An 18707-nucleotide genomic window follows, 5' to 3' on the forward strand; every position below is an offset into this window, starting at 1 on the left:
GCTGCACGGGCGATGGCCCGGTCGAGCCGGGGTGAGACGGAAGGAACGGCTGTGTCCGACGAGGTGGCCAAGGCGGTCGAAGAATGCGCACGGGCGGCCAAGCGGGCAGCCCCGTCACTGGCCACGGCGCCGGCTGAGGCGATCGACGCCGCGCTGAAGGCGATGGCGGGGCGGCTGCTCGACAGTCGCGAGGCCGTGCTGGAGGCGAACCGCGCCGATGTCGCGAAGTCGCGCGAGGAGGGGATGAGCGCGGGCCTGCTGGACAGGCTCACCATCACCGAGGAGCGGCTGACCGGGATGGCCGAGCAGCTCCGCTTGCTCGCCGGTGCGCCGCACCAGGAGCGCTCGGTTCCGGTGTCCACTTTGGACGGAGGCCTCCAGCTGGTGGAGCGGCGACGGCCCGTCGGGGTCATCGGCGCGAACTACGAGGCCCGGCCGAACGTGACCGTGGATGTGGCTTCGCAGCTGGTCAAATCGCGCAACGCGGGCGTCCTGCGCACCGGTTCGGCCGCGCTCGGGTCGGCGCAGCGGCTGCTCGACGTGGTGATCGCACCCGCGCTCGCCGAAGCGGGTATCGACGCGGACGTGATCCAGCTCGTGCCGCGCGTCGAGCGGGAAGCCGCGGCCGCGCTCGTGCAGCTGCCTTCACTGGTGCCGCTGGTGATCCTGCGCGGCAGCGGTGAGAGCACGCGCGCCCTTGCGACGGAGGCCGCCACCCACGGGGTGCGCACGCTGGCCCACGCCGACGGTGGCGGGGTGCTTTACGTCGACAAGGCCGCGGACAAGGAGAAGGTGCGTTCGCTGGTGGACAACAGCCTGGACAGGCTGGGCGTCTGCAACCGGCTGAACCTGCTGCTGATCCACTCCGAGGTGCACGACGAGGTATGGCCCGCGATCTCCGACGCGCTCGGCGAACGTGGCGTCAAGCCGTCGCTGGCGCCGCACGAGCATGCCATTGGCTATGAATGGGCGCTGGACTCCGACCGCGAAGCCACGGTCACCGTCGCCAAGGTGGATTCCCTGACCGACGCCGTGCGCATCGCCAACGAGGAGACCTCCGGCCTGGCCGCCGGCATCGCCACCGAAGACGCCGCCGCAGCCGATGCCTTCTTCGACGGCTACACCGGCACCGGCGTCTTCTGGAACGCGCCCACCCGGCTGCTCGACGGGTTCAAGCTGCTCGCCGTGCCCGAGACAGGCATCAACCTGGACAAGGTCCCCGGCCCGCGCGGCCCGGTCACCTACACCGACCTCTACGTCCGCCAGTACGCCGTGCTCCCCGCCGACCGCTGACCTCGGGAAAGAGCCGACCGCCGTTGCCGGAATCAGTCCATCCGGCAACGGCCCTTTTCGCGCGCGATCAGCATGAGTTCGCCGGGCCGGCATCGCCGATGTGCACAGCCACGATGATCCCGATGATCACCGCCGCGACCACCCCAAGCGCCGCGAACGTGGCCGGCACCAGCAAGTGCCGGCGGATCGAGTTCAACTGCCGCACGATCTCCACCTGGATCTCGCGGCCGAACACCTCCGGTGGCGAGTCGCGGAGCTCGGCGATCCGTTTCACGGTCGCGGCCTCGCCGGCGTCGTCCATCACGTACATGGTCATCGGCTACCCCTTCGTCAGGGAAGAGTCGCCGGGAGACGTGGAGCGTTACGGCCGATCCACGCCGAAACAACGGCACCGGGACCGGCGCCGTCATCCGTTCCGGTGACTCTCGGAACTCGGGCGGCTACGCGCGCGACCTGGAAGGCGTTCGGTCCGGACGAGGAAGGGAACGCCTGATGAACCCGGGGAACTGCTCCTGCGGCAACTGCTCCACGGAGTCGTGCGTGAAATGCGAGCGCCGGCGCCACTAGAGCTCCACGGATGAACAGCCCCCGGCCGCCGAGGTAGCCGGGGGCGTTCCATTTCCGGGCGAGTCACGCCCGCCGCAGGGCGAACGAGCGCAGCCGTGCGTACCCGCGGACGGATGCCGGGCGCCGCGGCCGGACCGAATAGCCCTTTTCCGTCGCCAACTCCTTGGCCAGGACCCGGTCGACGAGAATCGTGCCGGGGCGGGCGATCGACGTGAGCCGCGCGGCCAGGTTCACCACCGAGCCGTAGACATCGCCGAAGCGGCTGAGGATCCGGCCCGACGCCATCCCCGCGCGCACGTCGGGCAGGGTGTCGTCGGCGCTGGTGCGCTCGGTCAGCGCCAGCGCGATCTCGGCGGCGTCGGCCGGCGCGTCGGCGACGAACAGCACCTCGTCGCCGATCATCTTCACGATCCGGCCGTGGTGCTCGGCGACGATCTCGGTGGCCAGTGCCTCGAACCGCTCCAGCACCTCGCTCAGCTCGGCCTCGTTGAGCCGCCTGGTCAGCCGGGTGTAGCCGACCATGTCGACGAACCCGGCCACCTCCGTGCGCGCCTCGAGATCGTCCTCCGGCGACGCCAGCGCACGTCCGGCGAACGCGGCAAGATGCCGGCGCCACACGAAGTCCTGCACGCGCTGCAACTCCGGGACCAGTTGCTCGACAAGGCGCTCGATCTGCTTGTCGTCCTGACCCAGCCCCTCGTTCTCGGTGATCAGGGTCCACAGCATGTGCACCTGCCACTCGGCCAGCCGCGAAAGGTGCTGGCCCAGCGCCCTTGTCACCGGCACCTCGAGCTTGCTGTCGAGCAGCCCGGACGAGATCAGCTGGTCCGCGGTCCGCACGGCCTCGACGTCGGCGTCGGTGAACACCACCGAATTGTCGTCGACGGTCGCGAAGCCCAGCGCCCGCCACAGCCGCGTCGCGCGCTCGATCGGGACGCCCGTCTTTTCCGCGACCTCCAGCCGCGTGTACCGGCGCTGCCCGCCGAGCAGAATGCGTTCGAGGCGCTCCTGGTCCACTCCGGGCCTTAGGTCGTGTGCACGATCAGCACGTCGACCCCGGACTTGCGCGCCGCCTCCGACGGCACCGAGCCCAGGATCCGGCCGGTGATCGTGTTCAGCCCGCGGTTGCCGACCACCAGCAGGTCCGCGGAGCGGTCCGAGACCACCTTCCGCAGCGTCTCCACCGGCTCGCCGACGAGCGCGAGCGTTTCGATGTTCGCCGCACCGGCCTTCGCCGCCCTGTCCCTCGCCGACTGCAGCGTGTCCTCCGCCGGCGCCGAGCCGACGACCTGGTACGCCTCGTCGCGCAGGACGTCCTGAGCCTTCTCGACGTCCCTCTCGCTGGCGGGATAGTAGGCGCAGACGATCACGAGCTGTGCGCCCGAATCCGCGCTGACCGCGGCCGCGCGGTCCACCGCGCGGAACGACGAGTCAGAGCCATCCGTACCTACGACAACAGTGTGGTAAGCCGCCATCCGAGTCCCTCCGCCGGTGCGCGTGAGCCGCGTGGTCGGTTAGGTTACTCGTCAGTCGGTTTGCTCGCAGCCCCGTTCGGGTGAGTCTTTTCCGCGGTCACTTTCGGCCGTGCCGGCGTGGTCGGGGCGTCCGCCGACGCAGGCTTCGGAGTGGGCTTCGGCGCCGGTTTCGGCTCCTCGGCCGGCGCGCCTTCGCCGAGGACCGCGGTGGCTTCGTCAAGCACCGCCTTCGCCGCTTCGACCTGCTCCGCGATGCCTGCGCGCAGCTTCCGCAACGACTCGACGCGGTCCGCGGCGGCGTTGATCCGGTTGTTGGACTCCTCGGTCGCTTCGCGGACCCGGCGCTGGGCTTCCGCCGTGGCTTCGGCCAGCCGGGCGTTGGCTTCGTTGATCGAGTCCTGCTTGCGGCGGTTGGCGTCTTCGAGAGATTCGCGTCGACGGCGCTCGATCTCCGCGTTCGCCTTCTTCTCCTCGTCGGCGACCTTCGCGCGGATCGCCGCGGCTTCGTCGGTCGCTTCACGGACCCGGCGTTCGGCCTCGGCCTTGCTGGTCGCCTCCTGCTCGGCGAGTACGCGCATGGCCTCGGTCCGGCGCGCGGCCATCGCGATCTCGAAGTCCTCCTCGACCTGGACGCGACGCTGCTCGGCCTCGGCGTCGAGCCGGTCGCGCTCCTTCTTGGCCGTGGTGGTGATCGTCTCGGCTTCGGCCCGCGCGGTCTCCAGGACCTTGCGGTGCTCGGCCTCCATCTCCTTGCGCCGGGCGTCGAGCTCCGAGAGCAGCTGCTCGTAGCGGGCGCGCATCGCGCTCGCGTCGGCCTCCGCCTTCGCGCGGATGTGCCCGGCCTCGGCCTCGGCGCGGGCGCGCGTGTCCGCGGCCTCGTCCTGCGCCAGCCGGAGCATCCGTTGCAGCCGCTCGGAAAGCCCTTCCACGGTGGTCGGTGGCTGGCCGAGCCGCTCCACCTGGCCACGCAGGGTTTCGATGTCGCCGCGGGCGGCTTCCAGCTGCCGGGCCAGGTCACCCGCCTGCGAGATCGCCGCGTCCCGGTCGGCGGCGAGCATTTTCAGATCGCCGTCGAGCCGTTCCAGATGCTCGTCCACCTGATGCCGGTCGTAGCCGCGCTTCGCCAGGTCGAAGCCGGCGCCCAGCGGTACAAGCTCCCGTTCGTCGCCAAGGCTCATGCGGCCCAGAGTACTTATGGCGCGAGCGTGCGTTGCTCAGGCGCCCCGGAACGCGTTGATCCGGGTGAGGTGTTTTTCCCGCATTTCCTGATCGTGCACACCAAGGCCTTCTTCCGGGGCAAGGCACAGCACGCCGACCTTGCCCTGGTGGGCGTTGCGATGCACGTCCAGTGCCGCCTGGCCGGTGTCGTCCATCGAGTAGGTCTTCGACAGGGTCGGGTGGATCAGACCCTTGGCGATCAACCGGTTCGCTTCCCAGGATTCGCGGTAGTTCGCGAAATGGGAGCCGATGATCCGCTTGAGGTTCATCCACAGATACCGGTTGTCGTAGCTGTGCAGGTAGCCCGAAGTCGACGCGCAGGTGACGATCGTGCCGCCCTTGCGTGCCGCGTAAACGGAAGCGCCGAAGGTCTCCCGCCCGGGGTGCTCGAACACGATGTCGGGATCCTCGCCGCCGGTCAGCTCACGGATCTTCGCGCCGAAGCGTTGCCATTCCCTGGGATTCTGGTTGTGCTCGTCCTGCCAGAACCGGTAGCCCTCGGCGTTGCGGTCGATCACCAGTTCCGCGCCGAGTTTGCGGCAGATTTCCGCTTTCTCCGGGCTGGACACGACACAGACCGGGATCGCGCCGCCGTTGAGCGCGTACTGCGTGGCGTAGGAACCGAGGCCGCCGGAGGCGCCCCAGATCAGCACGACGTCGCCCTGCTTCATGTCCGCGCCGTTGCGGGACACCAGTTGCCGGTAGGCGGTGGAGTTGACCAGACCGGGGCAGGCCGCCTCCTCCCAGGTGAGGTGTTTCGGTTTCGGCATCAGCTGGTTCGCCTTGACGAGCGCGATTTCGGCGAGCCCGCCGAAGTTCGTCTCGAAACCCCAGATGCGCTGCTCGGTGTCGAGCATCGTGTCGTTGTGCCCGTCGGGGCCTTCGAGTTCCACGTTGAGGCAGTGCGCGACCACCTCGTCGCCCGGCTTCCAGGTGTGCACGCCGGGACCGGTGCGCAGCACGACGCCGGACGCGTCGGAGCCCACCACGTGGTAGGGCAGATCGTGCCGTTTGGACAGTGGCGAGAGTTTTCCGTACCGCTGCAGGAACTTGAAGGTGGGCAGCGGTTCGAAGATCGAGGTCCAGACGGTGTTGTAGTTGATCGCGCTGGCCATCACCGCGACGAGCGCTTCGCCCGGCCCGAGCTCGGGCACCGGAACGTCGTCCACGTGCAGCGATTTGCGGGGATCCTTGTCGCTGCTGGGGAGCCCGTCGAACATGGCTGTCTCGTCGGCGTGCACCGTCACGCCGCGATATGACTCCGGGAGGTCGAGCGATCCGACGGCGTCGAGATCGCCGGCCAGCACGGCTTCCCGGATCTCTTTGATCGTCCCTTGCGTCATTGCGGCGCCTCCCTGCTGGGGTGTGGAGGCCCTGACATTACTGGCCAGTAACCCGTTTTGCCAGCGCAGGCTACGAGGCGCACTTCACCGGCCCGGTATGTCCGGTTCATTCGTCATCGAACAGTGATTGACCGGCCGGCCAATCAAGGCGCATCATAGAGCTCAGACCAGCGGTTTCGACTGGTTTCGCTCGAGTTTCTCTGGAGGTGAACACGATGACCGAACCCTCGACGACACGTGCCTGGATGCGTCCACACGACTGGGCCGAGGTCGTACTCGGGGTGGTGGCGGTGCTGTCATTCCTGTGGGTGGACACCGACAACACCGCGAAGTGGACCATGATCGTGCTGGGCGCGCTCATCGCGCTCGACGGGCTCCTTTCGCTGGCGATGCCGGGCATGGTTTACGGCGAAGGTGTGCAGATCGTGCTGGGGGCGCTGCTGTTCATCGCGCCCTGGGTGCTGACTTACACCGCGATGAACGGCGCGGCGTGGTCGTCCTGGATCATCGGTGGACTGACGCTGGTGATCGGCGCGGCGGCGCTGCCGGTTGCCAACGCCGAGCACGGCCGGATGGCAGGCCAGCACTGAGGATTTGGTTGAACCGGTTTGCTTGGCGGTGCGAGCAGCGGGCCCGCCCGTCGCCCGCCACCACCCTCAAGGGACACGCTGCGCGCGGCTCCGCTGATTCAAGGCGGCCCCTCGCTGTGGGATCTCCTCCGCATGAATGCCGTTCACCATGTCGGAGCTGTCCTCGCGAGGAACCACCTCAGAACCCGCAGCGGTGCAAGCTGAGTCCCACACCGCAAGCGGCTCCGCCGCTTCTCAAGCAAGACCTGGAGCCGGCGCCTGCCCGCGACGTGGCCGTTTCGGTTACGTTGGGGGCAGGCGTTTGCGCGCGGAATGAGGTGGACCGTGGCGGAGCAGGACGAACTCCCGGCGAAGGAGCGCATTCTCGGCGCCGCCGAGGAACTGTTCGCCGAATCCGGTTTCGACGCGACGCCCACTTCGCGGATCGCCGAGCGGGCGAATGTGCCGAAAGGGCTTGTGCACTACTACTTCCGGCGGAAGGCCGATCTGCTCACCGCGCTGATCAAGCGGCTGCCCGATGAGCCGATCGACCCGGCGCGCATCGTCGTGCCGGGGGACATCGCGGAAAGCCTGCGCCACCTGGTTTCCGAGCTCGACGCGCGGCTGGCGCGCTCCCGGATGCTTTCACACCTGTTGTGGCGCGAGTCCGATACGCATCGCGCGGTCCGTGATGCGCTCGACGAACGCTTCCAACGGCTTGTCCGGCAGGTGCGCGCGGTGATCCTCGCCGCGGGCGACGGAGATGTGGCGGTGGCGGACGTGGACAGCGCGGCCGGGCTGCTCGCGCTGGCGATGAGTTACCGGCATTCGGTGGCGCGGCACGCGAGCGACGATCCACCCGATCTGATGGAACGGGAACTGAACTTCATCGCCGACGCGCTCGCGCCACGGCCCGCCGTGAGCTAGTGCTCCTTGGCCGGTTCCACCAGTTCGACCAGCACGCCGCCGGCGTCCTTCGGGTGCACGAAGTTCACCTTGCTGTTCGCGGTGCCGCGCCGCGCCTTCTCGTAGAGCAGGCGCAAACCCTTGGCGCGCAACGCTTCCGCGGCTTCCTCCACGTCGGTGACCCGGTACGCGACCTGCTGCAGGCCGGGCCCCTTGGTGTCGAGGAACTTGCCGATCGTCGAGTCCGGGCGCAGCGGCGCGAGCAACTGCACGGCGGGGCCGTCTTCGTCGCCCTCCGCGTGCAGCATCGCCTCGCGCACGCCCTGCTCCTCGTTGACCTCGGTGTGCGTGGCCTTCATGCCGAACGTGGTGGCGTAGAAGTCGATCGCGGCATCGAGGTCGGGCACGGCGATGCCGACGTGGTCGACGGTGGTCACGAATGGCTTCAGCGCGTCCTTCATGGCCCGAGCATAAGGCCTGTCACCCCGTGCGGTGGCTCACATCTACCAGGGGTTTCCTGCAGGTATCGTCGACATGACCGCCGTCGTTCGCCACTGGAGGCTGCCTTGTCCGGTTCCGTGATTCTCGGTGCGGCCCGCACCCCGATCGGTCGTTTGCTGGGGTCGTTGAAGGACTTCTCCGGTGCCCAGCTCGGTGGCGTAGCCATCAAAGCGGCTCTCGAGCGTGCCGGCGTCTCGCCGGACGCGGTCCAGTACACGATCATGGGCCAGGTGCTTACGGCAGGCGCGGGGCAGATCCCGGCGCGGCAGGCCGCCGTGGCCGCCGGTATCCCGATGGACGTCCCGGCGCTGACCATCAACAAGGTGTGCCTCTCCGGCCTGGACGCGATCGCGCTGGCCGACCAGCTGATCCGCGCGGGCGAGTTCGACCTCGTCGTCGCCGGCGGGCAGGAGTCGATGACCCAGGCGCCGCACCTGCTGCCGAAGTCCCGCTCCGGGTTCAAGTACGGCGACACCACGCTGGTCGACCACATGGCCCACGACGGTCTGTTCTGCGCCTTCGACCAGGTCGCGATGGGTGCCTCGACGGAGAAGTACAACTCCCGCTACGGCCTCACCCGCGAGCGGCAGGACGAGTTCTCCGCGCGCTCGCACCAGCGGGCGGCCGCGGCGATCGAGGCCGGGCTGTTCAAGGAGGAGATCGCGCCGGTCGCCATCCCGCAGCGCAAGGGTGAGCCGATCTCGTTCGAGACCGACGAGGGCGTCCGCGCGGACACGACCGCCGCGGGGCTGGCCAAGCTGCGCCCCGCATTCGCCTCCGACGGCACGATCACCGCGGGTTCGTCTTCGCAGATCTCCGACGGTGCGGCGGCGGTCGTCGTCGCGAGCCGCGAGAAGGCCGAGGAGCTCGGCATCGCGCCGCTCGCCGAGATCGGGGCGCACGGGGTGGTCGCCGGGCCGGACGCGAGCCTGCACGAGCAGCCGTCCAACGCGATCAAGGCCGCGCTGGCCAAGGCGAAGCTCGACGTCGGCGCGCTGGACCTGGTCGAGATCAACGAGGCCTTCGCGGCGGTGGGCGTGGTGTCCACCGACAAGCTGGGCCTGAACCCGGACATCGTGAACGTCAATGGCGGGGCGATCGCGCTCGGCCACCCGATCGGCGCTTCCGGGGCGCGGCTGGCCGTGCACCTGGTGCACGAGCTGCGCCGCCGCGGTGGCGGTCTCGGTGCGGCCGCGCTGTGCGGTGGCGGTGGCCAGGGTGACGCCCTGCTGCTGCGGGTGCCCTCGAAGTGAAGTGGACGCGCCAGCATCTCCGTTGAGGCGGTGGTGCGGAAGTGGCCGGCCTAGGTCGGGCAGGATGGCGGAATGCCGCCGTTGAACGTCTCCGAGCTGGTCGCCCGCGCGCGGGAAGGACAACCGCGCGCGGTCGCCAAGCTGATCTCCCTGGTGGAGGACGCCCATCCCCGGCTGCGTGAGGTGGCCGCGGCGCTCACGCCGTACACCGGCAATGCCAGGGTGATCGGGCTGACCGGGCCGCCCGGGGTCGGCAAGTCGACATCCACCTCGATGCTGCTCTCGGCGCTGCGCAAGGACGGCAAACGGGTCGGCGTGCTGGCGATCGACCCGTCGTCCCCGTTCTCCGGCGGCGCACTGCTGGGCGACCGGATCCGGATGACCGAGCACGCCACTGATCCCGGCGTGTACATCCGTTCGATGGCCACCCGCGGGCATCTCGGCGGGTTGTCCTGGGCCACGCCGCAGGCGGTGCGGGTGCTCGACGCTGCGGGTTTCGACGTGGTGCTGATCGAGACCGTCGGGGTTGGACAGTCCGAAGTGGACGTTGTGAGACTGGCCGACACCACCGTTGTGCTCCTCGCGCCGGGAATGGGCGACGGGATCCAGGCGGCCAAGGCCGGCGTTCTGGAGATCGCGGATGCGTTCGTGGTGAACAAATCCGACCGCGACGGCGCCGAGGTTGTGGTGCGCGACCTGAAGCAGATGATCTCCTTCGCTCGTCGCGAGATCCGGGGCGAAAGCTGGCGGCAGCCCATCGTGCAAACGGTCGCTTCGCGGGGCGAGGGCGCCGGCGAACTCGTCAGCGCGCTGAACGAGCACCACGACTGGCTCGCCGCGCACGGTGAACTCGCCGGGCGCCGGGAGCACCGGGCGGCGAGCGAGGTGGAGGCGATCGCGTTGCGCCGGCTTCGGGCCCAGCTGGAGGACCTGCACGGCGGTGGTCACTTGTCCGGGCTGGCCCGGCGGGTGGTCGACCGCGAGCTGGACCCGTACGGGGCGGCCGATGCGCTGCTGGACGCGCTGCGGCCTGGACAATAGAAGGCATGGTGCCCATCGAGCGCGTCGGACTCGTCGTTCACAGTGGCAAGGAGGTCGCCCGCGCCGCCGCGCGGCAGGTGCGGCAATGGGCCGCCGAACACGGGATTCCCTGTGTGGACATCGATGTCTGGGACGACCGGGAAGGCCACCGGCTCAACGCGCGCGAGGAGGCGGAGCGGGCGGGCAACCCGGATCTGATCGTCACGGTCGGCGGGGACGGTACGTTCCTGCGCGGGGTGCGGGTGGCCGGGCCGGTCGACGCGCTCGTGCTCGGCGTGAACGTGGGGCGGGTCGGGTTCCTCACCGAGGTCAACGTCGATCAGGTGGTCGGCGCGCTGGAGGCGGTACACCGGGGCGACATCCACGTCGACGCCCGGATGACGCTGACCATGCGCGCGTCGCATCCGCTGGAGATCCCGCACGGGATCGAGGCGATGCTGCGGTACGGCCGCGGCCCGGTACTGCCGCCGCCGCACGTCCGGCCGGGGATGAAGAGTGAGGTCGGCTGGGGTGTGCCGCTGGATGTACTGGCGCTCAACGACATCGTGGTCGAGAAGCTGGCGCGGGATCGGCAGGCGAGCCTGGCGGTGTACGTCGGCGGGAAGCTGTTCGCCTCGTACTCCGCCGACGCGCTGATCGTCGCCTCGTCCACCGGTTCCACGGCCTACAGCTTCGCCGCCGGCGGTCCGATCGTGTCACCGCATCTGGACGCGCTGGTGTTCACGCCGGTCGCCGCGCACATGGTGTTCAACCGCAGCGTGGTACTGGACAAGACCCAGCGGATCGGGATTCTCGTGCTGGAGCATTCCGGGGAGGTCGCGGTGAGCGTCGACGGGCAGCTGCGTGGTGTGCTCTCGCCGGGCGACTGGATCTCGGTGTACGGCTCGCGGATGCGCTCCAAGCTGGCGCGGTTGTCCGAGCCGGACTTCCTCGGCCGCGTACGCGAACGCTTCGGCCTCGTCGACTCGGCCGCCGCGCTGGCCGACGGCAGGCCCCCGGCCTACGCGCCGAACGAGCCGTTGCCCCCGGATCTGGCGCATCCCGGCCCGAACGGCTATTGATCAGCGCAGCACGTTCATCAACGCCTCCACGGCCGGAGCGAAGGCGTGCTCCGCCGGGGTGGCGTAGCCGAGGACGATGCCTTCCGGGTGCTCGCCGGGCCGCATCCAGTACCTGCCCAGCGGATCGATGGCGACGGAAGCCCGCAGCGCCTGGGCGATCACCTCGCTTTCACTGCGGAAGTCCGGGGGGAAGCGCAGCAGCAGATGCAGCCCGGCCGAGATGCCGACCGGCGTGATCCCGCCGGGCAGCGCCGCGAGCAGCCTGTCGCGGCGGCGCCGGTACGCCAGCCGCCGCTGCCGCACGTGCCGGTCGTACGCGCCGGAGTTCAGCAGGTCGGCGAGCACCAGGTGGTCCAGGGCCGGTGGCCGCCAGCCGAGGTTTTCCAATGCCCCGCGCACGGGTTCGACCAGCATCCGCGGCAGCACCAGCCAGCCGATCCGCAACGCCGGCGCGAGCGTCTTACTCGTCGTGCCCGCGTATACGACCCGCTCGGGCGCGAGTGCCTGCAGCGCGCCGACGGGGCGGCGGTCGAACCGGAACTCGCCGTCGTAGTCGTCCTCGATCACCAGGCTGCCGTTGCTCGTGGCCCAGCGGACGAGCGCCGTCCGTCGTTCCGGGGCCAGGGTGACGCCGAGCGGATACTGGTGCGCAGGTGTCACGACCACGGCCGGACTGTCTATTTCGGACACTTGAACACCGCGTTCGTCCACGCCTACCGGGGTGATCGCCGGCCCTGCCGATGCCGCCCGGTCGCGGAACTCCGGCAGCGAAGGGTCCTCGAACGCCAGCTCCCGGTCGCCGCGTTCGTGCAGAACCCGCGCCAGTACGAACAATCCGTGGCTGAACCCGCCGGTCACGACGATCCGTTCCGGATCGGCCAGCACGCCGCGGCTGCGCGCCAGATACCGCGACAGCGCCTCCCGCAGTACCGCAGGGCCGCGCGTGTCGCTGTAGTCGAACGCCCGTGCCGGGGCCTCCTGCATCACCCGCCGAGTCGCGGAAACCCAGGCAGCGCGCGGAAAGGACGACAGGTCCGGGCGCCCGGGGTACAGATCCCAACGCGCGTCGGGCACCCAGGGCGCGGCTCGTGGTGTCGGCTGCTTCCGCGAGGGCGCGTCCGGCACCTCGTTCGCCGCCACGCGGGTGGGCGCACCCTGGTTCGTGCGGAGGTAGCCCTCGACGGTGAGGTCCGAGTACACCCTGGTCACCGTGCCGCGCGCGAGGCCGAGGTCTTTCGCCAGCTCACGCGTCGACGGCACCACCGCGCCGGGGGCGAGCCGCCCTTCGCGGATGGCGCGGCGCATCGCGTCGGCGAGGCCCTGCCTGCCGGTCTCCGGCCGCCAGTCCAGGTGCACGTCCCAGCTCGAACTGGACCACGAATCCGTCATGCCACTGGACCATACTCGTGTGCCAGTTCGGACTAGCGTTGTCGGTATGACGAAGCGGATTTCCCTCGGGGGCGAGCGCCCCACCTGGCTCAAGCAGATCGTGTCGGTCAACGCCGAAGTCAAGCAGGACGCCAAGGAGGCGGGCCTGGACCTCAAGCTGCTCGAACTGCTCAAGATCCGGGTCTCGCAGCTCAACGGCTGCGCCTTCTGCCTGGACATGCACTACAAGGACGCCCGCAAGATCGGCGAGACCGAGCAGCGCATCTACCTGCTCAACGCCTGGCGCGAGGCCGGGGTCTACACCGAGCAGGAGGAGGCGGCGCTCGCGCTGGCCGACGCGATGACGAAGCTGTCGGAAACCCAGGACGTCGCCGCCGACGTGTACGAGCGGGCCACCACCGTGTTCACCGAGGAGCAGTACACGGTGATCGCCTGGGCGATCACGATCATGAACGCCTTCAACCGGCTCAACGTCACCAGCCACACCCCGGTGCCGGCGTGACGGCCGCGCGGCTGCGCGAGCTGCACGTGCCGGGCAAGCCGCTGATGCTCCCGAACGCGTGGGACGCGGACACCGCGCAGCTGGTCGTCGAAGCCGGTTTCCCAGCCGTGGCAACGAGTTCCTACGCCGTCGCGGCGGTGCTCGGGTACGGCGACGGGGAAAAGGCGCCGGCCGAGGAGATGTTCGCGGCGGCGGCGCGGATCGCCAGGGTCGTTTCGGTCCCGGTGACGGTGGACGCCGAGTCCGGCTACGGGCTGCCCGCCGCGGAGTTCGTCGAACGGCTGCTGGCGACCGGGGCCGTCGGTTGCAACCTGGAGGACACCGACCACGCGCGCGGACAGCCGCGCTCCATCTCGGAGCAGGCGGATTTCCTTGCGGCGGTGAGGGAAGCAGCGGGTGACGAGCTGGTGATCAACGCCCGCACCGACCTGTTCCTCGGCGATGTCGACCGGAGGGCGCGGCTGCCGGAGGCGATCGAACGGGCACAGGCCTACCTGCGGGCGGGCGTGGACTGCGTGTACCCGATCGCGATCCGCTCCGCCGATCTGCTCGAAGAGTTCGTGCGGGCGGTCAGCCCGGCCGCGGTGAACGGCAACCGGATCGGCGACGCCGACCTCGGAAGTCTCGGTGTGGCAAGGATTTCACTGGGTGCCGGGCTCTGGCGGGACACCCGGAGCTGGCTCGCCGCGCATCTGAAGGAGCTGTGAGAGAGGGCGGACAACGCTGTCCGCCCTCCCGTCGCGTCAACAGTTCTGCTTGTAGAAGTACTGCGAGTTGGCGTCCATGTTCGCCTTGGTGATCGAGTGCAGCGGTGCGGTCAGCGTCTTGGTCACCGGCTTGTTCTCCAGTGCCGCCACCGCCTGGTCCACGCCCTGCTGCCCGATCATCGCCGGGTCCTGCGCGATCAGCGCCTGGTACTCGCCCTTCCGCAGACCGTCCACTTCGGACGGGCTGGCGTCGAACCCGACCAGGTTCACCTGGCCGATCTTGCCCGAGTTGCGCAGCCCGGTCGCCGCGCCCTCGCCGGTGTTGAGGTTGGTGGCGAAGATCCCGATCAGGTCCGGGGTCGAGGCCAGCGCCGCGGTCACCTTCGCCGCCGCCTGCTCCGGCTCGTTCTGGGTGAACTGCACGCCGACGGACTTGAGGTTCGGGTGGTTCTTCAGCTCGTCGGTGAAACCCTGCGCGCGCTGGGCGGTCGTCGAAGTACCGGCGATGGTGTCGAGCACCAGCACCGAACCGGACTTGCTGCCGACCAGATCGGCCAGTGTCTGCGCCGCGAGCTTGCCGCCGTCGGTGTTGTTCGACGAGATCGACGAGACGGCGACGCTGGGGTCCTTCAGCGCCGTGTCCACCTGGACGATCTTCGTGCCCCGGTTGGCCACCTGCTGAATCGGCGCGAGCATCGCGGTGTCGTCGGTCGGCGCGATGAGCAGCGCCGCCGGCGGGTTGGAGCCCAGCGCGTTGACCTTTTCGGTCTGCATCGCCGCGTCGAACTTCTGCGGGGCGGAGGTGTTGATCTGGTAACCGAGCTTCTTCGCCTCGGCCTCCGCACCGCACTGCATCGAGATGTAGAACGGTTCCGCCTGCTGCCCCGGGATCAGCGTGAGCTGCTTGTTGTTCTGCACGGTGTCGCTACTCGATCCGCCGACCTGGCCGGATCCGCAGGCCGCCAGCAGCGCCGCCGCGGCGACCGCCGTGCCCGCGATGAGCACCTTCTTCATCAAAACACTCCCAACTTCGTTGTGGGGATTACCGGGAATTGCGCTGCCTTCGGCGGCGCTGGTCGAACCACACGGCCGCGATCAGCACCGCACCGACCGCGATCATCTGCCAGAAGTCCTGGACCTGGGTGATGTTGAAGCCCTTCTTCAGCACCGCCGGGATGAACACCCCGATCACCGTGCCGAGTACCGTGCCCACCCCGCCGAACAGGCTGGTCCCGCCCATCACCGTGGCGGCGATGGCATTCAGGTTGTCGGTGGTGTGCGCCGTGATCGTGGTCGAGGCGTAGTAGGCCAGCGACATGAAACCGGCTATCCCGGCGAGGAAACCGGTCAGCAGGTACACCTTCAGCAGGTGTGCGGTGACGCCGATGCCGGAGCGGCGCGCTGCCTCGGCGTTGGACCCGACAGCGTAGGTGTAGCGACCGAACTTGGTGGTGTGCAGCAACCACGCGCCGATCAACGTGATCACCACCGCGACGATCACGAGGTTCGGCACTCCGCCGAGCGACGTGCCGTAGCCGAGCGTCTTGTTCAGCACCGTCGGCACGCTGCGCACGTCGGAGCCGTTGTTGAGCAGGTACGCCGCGCCGAGCGCCGCGCCCATCGTGCCCAGGGTGACGATCAGCGGCGGGATCTTCGCCACCGCGATGAGGAATCCGTTGATCAGACCCCAGATCGTGCCGGACACCACCGCCGCGACCAGCCCGACGGTGATCACGCCCCAGCCCGCGGAACCCGCGTTTCCGCCCGGGGAAAGCGCTTCCATCGTCTTCCCGCAGACCATGCCCGCGAAGATCAGCACCGAGCCGACGGACAGGTCGATCCCGGAGGTGATGATCACGAACGTCATCCCGACCGAGAGCACCAGCAGCACCGAAGTCTCGATCAGCAGGGTCTGGAAGGTGAACAGGGTGGCGAACTGCTCCGGCGCGATCACGGTGAACACGATGATGAGCGCGATCAGCACGAGCGCGATCCAGAAGGTGTTCGCCGCGACCAGCCGCCGGCCGAGCGAGCGCTTGCCGAACCCACCGTCCACAGAGGACTGAATCTCCTTGGTGGGAGTACTCACGCCGCCTCCTCCTGGGTCAGTGCCCCGGTCATCGCCGCGACGAGGTCTTCCAGTTTCGTGTCCGCCGCCTGGAACCGGGCCACCCTGGTGCCAAGGCGCAGCACCTCGATCCGGTCCGAGACCGAGAGCACCTCGGGCATGTTGTGGCTGATCAGCACCACGGCGATGCCCTGGTCGCGGACGCGGCGGATGACGTCGAGCACCCGTTCCCGCTGCACCACGCCGAGCGCGGCGGTGGGCTCGTCCATGAACACCACCTTGCTCGCCCACACCACCGAACGCGCCACCGCGACGCTTTGCCGCTGCCCGCCGGACAGCGAGCCGATCGGCACGTCCGTGCTCTGCAGGGTCACCCCGAGCCGTTTGAACTCCTCGACGGCCCGGCGGCGCATCTCGCCCTTGTCCAGCATCCCGAGCTTGCCGAGGATGCCCTTGCGGTGGATTTCCCTGCCAAGGAACAGGTTCGCCGCCGGATCCAGCTCCGGTGCGACGGCGAGGTCCTGATACACCGTCTCGATGCCGAGGCGCCGCGCGGTGGTGGGCGACTCGAGGTGGACCTCCTTGCCGTCCAACAGGATCTTGCCCGAACTCGGCTGTTCGGCGCCGGACAGGCATTTGATCAAAGTGGACTTGCCGGCGCCGTTGTCACCGATCAGCGCGGTCACCTCGCCGGCCCGCGCCTGGAACGACGCACCCCGCAAAGCCTCCACGGAACCGTAGTGCTTCACGATGTTCTGCGCGTCGAGCAGGATGGTTTCACTCATAGGCGTGCTCCCGGTGCTGGTGGGCGGCAACGGATCACGGTCAGGTCGCCGGACAGCTCGGCCTGGCCGGAGGCGAATGGCACGACCACGGTGTCGCCCTTGGCGAGCGTCAGTTCGCCGCCGTTTTCGGTGCGCAGGGTGCCCTGACCTTCGAGTACGACGAGCACCGCGAACGACGGATCGAGTGCCAGCGGCGCCGACGGGCGCAGCCGGTCCGCTCGGAAGAACTCCGCGGATTCCGGCACCAGCAGGTCCACAATGGACTCATGCTCGTTCCCGGTGCGCCGGATGATCGTCTCGGGGTCGCGTGCCGTGGTGTCCAGCGCCTGCAGCGCGGTGTCGAACCCGATGCCGAGATGCCCCTTTTCCGGGCTCGCCAGGAAATCCCGCCATTCGATGGTCAGCGAGAAGTCCGTCGGCTGCTGAAGTTCGACGACGAACACACCTTCGCCGATCGCGTGCGGCAGCCCGGCGGGGATGTAGACGTTGTCACCCGGGCGCACCGGGACGCTGTTCAGCGCGCCGAGCATGGCCTCGGCGTTCTGCTCTCGCACCCACTCGTCGACAGCGGAGGCGCTCACCGCCTCGCGGAAACCGGGGTACACGCGCGGGTCGTCGCCGCTCGTGCCCACCACTATCCAGGCCTCGGTCTTGCCGAAGTGGGAGTCGAAGTGCTTGCGCGCGAACGAGTTCGACGGGTGGAAGTGCACCGGGAGCCGCTGGCCCGCGTCGAGCAGTTTCACCAGCAGCGCCGTCGAGCCGGCGAAGGACTCGACGTGTTTCGCACCGAGCCAGGACGCCGGATCGGCACTCACCGCTTCGCGCAGCCAGCGGCCGTCGGGGAGTTTGGTGAGCCCGTTCTCGTCCTGGCCGAACAGCGTGGTTGTGGACGCGACCCAGTCCTCGGGGCCGAATTCCTTGTCGGGGCTCGCTCCGCGTAACGCGGCGATGGACGCCCCGCCACGGTAGAACTGCGGCGGCTGGTTGGCCGGGAGCTTGATCGGTGCGGTCACGGCGCTACCTCACCGGAGCCGCGGGGTATGAGATGCACGGGCAGAACTACCTTTCTCGGCGGGGAATCCTCGCCTTGGATCCGGGCGAACAGCAGCTCGGCCGCCGCCGTCCCGACTCGGCTCACGTCGTGGCCGACCACGGTGACGGGCGGATCGAGCAGATCGGCGAGCTCGAAATCGTCGAAACTCACCAGCGCGGGGCGCGGGCTGACGTGGGCCAGCGCGCGCAGCAGATGGACGGCGATCCGGTTGTTGCCGGCGATGACGGCCGTCGCGCGCTCGGGGCCGGTGAGCAGGCGCGTCACCGTGTCGGCCACGCTCTCCCGCGTCGGCGTGCGCAGCACGGCCAGGCCCTCGTCGTAGCGCAGCCCCGCGCGTACGCAGCCTTCCCGGAAGCCCCGGAGCCGCTCCGACGCGGTGAAGATATCCGGCCGGTCGCCGAGGAACGCGATCCGCCGGTGGCCGTGCCGGGCCAGATGCGCGACCGCCTCGATGGTGCCGCCGAGGTTGTCGACCAGCACCGTGTCGGCCACGATGTCGCCGGCCGGGCGGTCGAGGAACACCACCGGGGTGCCGGCCCGCATTTCGGGCACGAGGTAGCCGTGCTGGATGCCGGCCGGGACGACGAGCAGCCCGTCCACCTGGCGGGCGCAGAACTCCAGCGCCAGCTCGCGTTCCCGGTCGGCGTTCTCGTCGGACGAACCGGTGAGCACATGCCTGCCGAACGAGGTGGCGATTTTCTCCACGGACCGGTTGAGCTCGGAGTAGAAGGGGTTGCCGACGTCCTCCACGACCAGGCCGATCGTGCCGGTACTGGAGCCGCGCCGCAGGTTGCGGGCGCCGAGGTTGCGCCGGAAACCGAGCTGGTCGATCGCCGCCAGCACGCGTCGCGCCGTCTCCGGATGGACCGCGGGCTCGTCGTTGACCACGCGCGAGACGGTCTTGATGCTGACCCCGGCCAGGCGCGCGACATCGCTCATCGTGGCCCGGCGGCCGGTGGTCCGGCGCGGACCGTC

The 18707-nt window shown here is 69.3% G+C and carries 20 protein-coding genes; 8 read left to right on the forward strand and 12 right to left on the reverse strand.

Features of this window, described 5'->3' with window-relative positions:
* The first annotated feature begins 12 nt into the window (after positions 1-12).
* Positions 13-1293 carry an aldehyde dehydrogenase family protein gene (locus VHD82_RS07245; RefSeq protein WP_325698375.1) on the forward strand — a complete coding sequence of 427 codons (1281 nt, stop codon included), beginning with the start codon at positions 13-15 and terminating at the stop codon, positions 1291-1293.
* Positions 1294-1360: 67 nt separating this feature from the next.
* Here the strand turns inward: VHD82_RS07245 and VHD82_RS07250 are convergent, their stop codons facing one another.
* The 5 genes from VHD82_RS07250 to ccrA all read right to left on the reverse strand — a co-directional run bounded on the left by VHD82_RS07250 (position 1361) and on the right by ccrA (position 5896).
* The gene (locus VHD82_RS07250) at positions 1361-1609 is read right to left on the reverse strand and encodes a hypothetical protein (protein ID WP_325698378.1); all 249 of its coding nucleotides are present in this window, start codon (positions 1607-1609) and stop codon (positions 1361-1363) included.
* A 314-nt stretch (positions 1610-1923) separates the two neighbouring features.
* The gene (locus tag VHD82_RS07255; protein ID WP_325698381.1) at positions 1924-2877 is read right to left on the reverse strand and encodes an adenylate/guanylate cyclase domain-containing protein; all 954 of its coding nucleotides are present in this window, start codon (positions 2875-2877) and stop codon (positions 1924-1926) included.
* Positions 2878-2885: 8 nt separating this feature from the next.
* The gene (locus VHD82_RS07260; RefSeq protein ID WP_325698384.1) at positions 2886-3335 is read right to left on the reverse strand and encodes a universal stress protein; all 450 of its coding nucleotides are present in this window, start codon (positions 3333-3335) and stop codon (positions 2886-2888) included.
* A 44-nt stretch (positions 3336-3379) separates the two neighbouring features.
* Positions 3380-4513, reverse strand: a complete 1134-nt coding sequence (locus VHD82_RS07265) for a chromosome segregation protein (protein WP_325698387.1) — start codon at positions 4511-4513, stop codon at positions 3380-3382.
* Positions 4514-4549: 36 nt separating this feature from the next.
* Complete coding sequence (gene ccrA / locus VHD82_RS07270) at positions 4550-5896, reverse strand: crotonyl-CoA carboxylase/reductase (protein ID WP_325698390.1); 1347 nt, start codon at positions 5894-5896, stop codon at positions 4550-4552.
* Positions 5897-6111: 215 nt separating this feature from the next.
* Here ccrA and VHD82_RS07275 point away from each other — a divergent pair, with 215 nt between their 5' ends.
* Positions 6112-6486 (forward strand): SPW repeat protein, encoded by a 375-nt coding sequence (locus tag VHD82_RS07275; RefSeq protein WP_325698393.1) that lies wholly within the window; start codon positions 6112-6114, stop codon positions 6484-6486.
* A gap of 324 nt (positions 6487-6810) precedes the next feature.
* Positions 6811-7392, forward strand: a complete 582-nt coding sequence (locus VHD82_RS07280) for a helix-turn-helix domain-containing protein (protein WP_325698396.1) — start codon at positions 6811-6813, stop codon at positions 7390-7392.
* Here the strand turns inward: VHD82_RS07280 and mce are convergent.
* Positions 7389-7832 (reverse strand): methylmalonyl-CoA epimerase, encoded by a 444-nt coding sequence (gene mce, locus VHD82_RS07285; protein ID WP_325698399.1) that lies wholly within the window; start codon positions 7830-7832, stop codon positions 7389-7391. The genes VHD82_RS07280 and mce overlap by 4 nt on opposite strands.
* A gap of 105 nt (positions 7833-7937) precedes the next feature.
* Here mce and VHD82_RS07290 point away from each other — a divergent pair, with 105 nt between their 5' ends.
* The 3 genes from VHD82_RS07290 (at position 7938) to VHD82_RS07300 (ending at position 11227) form a co-directional block, all read left to right on the forward strand.
* Complete coding sequence (locus VHD82_RS07290; protein WP_325698402.1) at positions 7938-9125, forward strand: acetyl-CoA C-acetyltransferase; 1188 nt, start codon at positions 7938-7940, stop codon at positions 9123-9125.
* 72 nt (positions 9126-9197) lie between these two features.
* Positions 9198-10166, forward strand: coding sequence for a methylmalonyl Co-A mutase-associated GTPase MeaB (gene meaB / locus VHD82_RS07295; RefSeq protein ID WP_325698405.1), 969 nt, complete (start codon positions 9198-9200; stop codon positions 10164-10166).
* A gap of 5 nt (positions 10167-10171) precedes the next feature.
* Positions 10172-11227 (forward strand): NAD(+)/NADH kinase, encoded by a 1056-nt coding sequence (locus VHD82_RS07300; RefSeq protein ID WP_325698409.1) that lies wholly within the window; start codon positions 10172-10174, stop codon positions 11225-11227.
* Here the strand turns inward: VHD82_RS07300 and VHD82_RS07305 are convergent, their stop codons facing one another.
* Positions 11228-12616, reverse strand: a complete 1389-nt coding sequence (locus tag VHD82_RS07305) for a PLP-dependent aminotransferase family protein (protein WP_325698413.1) — start codon at positions 12614-12616, stop codon at positions 11228-11230.
* 46 nt (positions 12617-12662) lie between these two features.
* On the opposite strand from VHD82_RS07305, the gene VHD82_RS07310 reads away from it, so the two are divergent.
* Together VHD82_RS07310 and VHD82_RS07315 are read left to right on the forward strand one after the other, a co-directional pair.
* On the forward strand, positions 12663-13118 hold the full coding sequence (locus VHD82_RS07310; protein WP_325698416.1) for a carboxymuconolactone decarboxylase family protein: 456 nt from the start codon (positions 12663-12665) through the stop codon (positions 13116-13118).
* Positions 13115-13825 carry an isocitrate lyase/phosphoenolpyruvate mutase family protein gene (locus VHD82_RS07315; RefSeq protein WP_325698419.1) on the forward strand — a complete coding sequence of 237 codons (711 nt, stop codon included), beginning with the start codon at positions 13115-13117 and terminating at the stop codon, positions 13823-13825. The genes VHD82_RS07310 and VHD82_RS07315 overlap by 4 nt, the downstream gene beginning before the upstream one ends.
* A 36-nt stretch (positions 13826-13861) precedes the next feature.
* Here VHD82_RS07315 and VHD82_RS07320 read toward each other — a convergent pair whose 3' ends face one another.
* Genes VHD82_RS07320 through VHD82_RS07340 form a run of 5 tightly spaced genes read right to left on the reverse strand, consistent with a single transcriptional unit; the run spans position 13862 to position 18671 of the window.
* Entirely contained in the window at positions 13862-14839 is a 978-nt protein-coding gene (locus VHD82_RS07320) for an ABC transporter substrate-binding protein (protein WP_325698422.1), read from the reverse strand.
* Positions 14840-14867: 28 nt separating this feature from the next.
* Entirely contained in the window at positions 14868-15914 is a 1047-nt protein-coding gene (locus tag VHD82_RS07325) for an ABC transporter permease (RefSeq protein ID WP_325698424.1), read from the reverse strand.
* A complete protein-coding gene (locus VHD82_RS07330) occupies positions 15911-16678 on the reverse strand; it encodes an ATP-binding cassette domain-containing protein (RefSeq protein ID WP_325698427.1) in 768 nt (255 codons plus the stop codon). Before VHD82_RS07330 ends, VHD82_RS07325 begins: the two co-directional genes overlap by 4 nt.
* The gene (locus VHD82_RS07335; RefSeq protein ID WP_325698430.1) at positions 16675-17691 is read right to left on the reverse strand and encodes a class I mannose-6-phosphate isomerase; all 1017 of its coding nucleotides are present in this window, start codon (positions 17689-17691) and stop codon (positions 16675-16677) included. Before VHD82_RS07335 ends, VHD82_RS07330 begins: the two co-directional genes overlap by 4 nt.
* Entirely contained in the window at positions 17688-18671 is a 984-nt protein-coding gene (locus tag VHD82_RS07340; protein ID WP_325698458.1) for a LacI family DNA-binding transcriptional regulator, read from the reverse strand. Before VHD82_RS07340 ends, VHD82_RS07335 begins: the two co-directional genes overlap by 4 nt.
* Positions 18672-18707 lie beyond the last annotated feature (36 nt).

Source organism: Amycolatopsis sp., assembly GCF_035546795.1.
Lineage (GTDB): Bacteria > Actinomycetota > Actinomycetes > Mycobacteriales > Pseudonocardiaceae > Amycolatopsis_E.

Excerpts from the sequence above, each read along its gene's own strand:
- VHD82_RS07245 (WP_325698375.1), top strand. The coding sequence starts at position 13 with ATGGCCCGGTCGAGCCGGGGTGAGACGGAAGGAACGGCTGTGTCCGAC.
- VHD82_RS07250 (WP_325698378.1), bottom strand. The coding sequence starts at position 1,609 with ATGACCATGTACGTGATGGACGACGCCGGCGAGGCCGCGACCGTGAAA.
- VHD82_RS07260 (WP_325698384.1), bottom strand. The coding sequence starts at position 3,335 with ATGGCGGCTTACCACACTGTTGTCGTAGGTACGGATGGCTCTGACTCG.
- VHD82_RS07265 (WP_325698387.1), bottom strand. The coding sequence starts at position 4,513 with ATGAGCCTTGGCGACGAACGGGAGCTTGTACCGCTGGGCGCCGGCTTC.
- ccrA (WP_325698390.1), bottom strand. The coding sequence starts at position 5,896 with ATGACGCAAGGGACGATCAAAGAGATCCGGGAAGCCGTGCTGGCCGGC.
- VHD82_RS07275 (WP_325698393.1), top strand. The coding sequence starts at position 6,112 with ATGACCGAACCCTCGACGACACGTGCCTGGATGCGTCCACACGACTGG.
- mce (WP_325698399.1), bottom strand. The coding sequence starts at position 7,832 with ATGAAGGACGCGCTGAAGCCATTCGTGACCACCGTCGACCACGTCGGC.
- meaB (WP_325698405.1), top strand. The coding sequence starts at position 9,198 with ATGCCGCCGTTGAACGTCTCCGAGCTGGTCGCCCGCGCGCGGGAAGGA.
- VHD82_RS07300 (WP_325698409.1), top strand. The coding sequence starts at position 10,172 with ATGGTGCCCATCGAGCGCGTCGGACTCGTCGTTCACAGTGGCAAGGAG.
- VHD82_RS07305 (WP_325698413.1), bottom strand. The coding sequence starts at position 12,616 with ATGACGGATTCGTGGTCCAGTTCGAGCTGGGACGTGCACCTGGACTGG.
- VHD82_RS07310 (WP_325698416.1), top strand. The coding sequence starts at position 12,663 with ATGACGAAGCGGATTTCCCTCGGGGGCGAGCGCCCCACCTGGCTCAAG.
- VHD82_RS07320 (WP_325698422.1), bottom strand. The coding sequence starts at position 14,839 with ATGAAGAAGGTGCTCATCGCGGGCACGGCGGTCGCCGCGGCGGCGCTG.
- VHD82_RS07330 (WP_325698427.1), bottom strand. The coding sequence starts at position 16,678 with ATGAGTGAAACCATCCTGCTCGACGCGCAGAACATCGTGAAGCACTAC.
- VHD82_RS07340 (WP_325698458.1), bottom strand. The coding sequence starts at position 18,671 with ATGAGCGATGTCGCGCGCCTGGCCGGGGTCAGCATCAAGACCGTCTCG.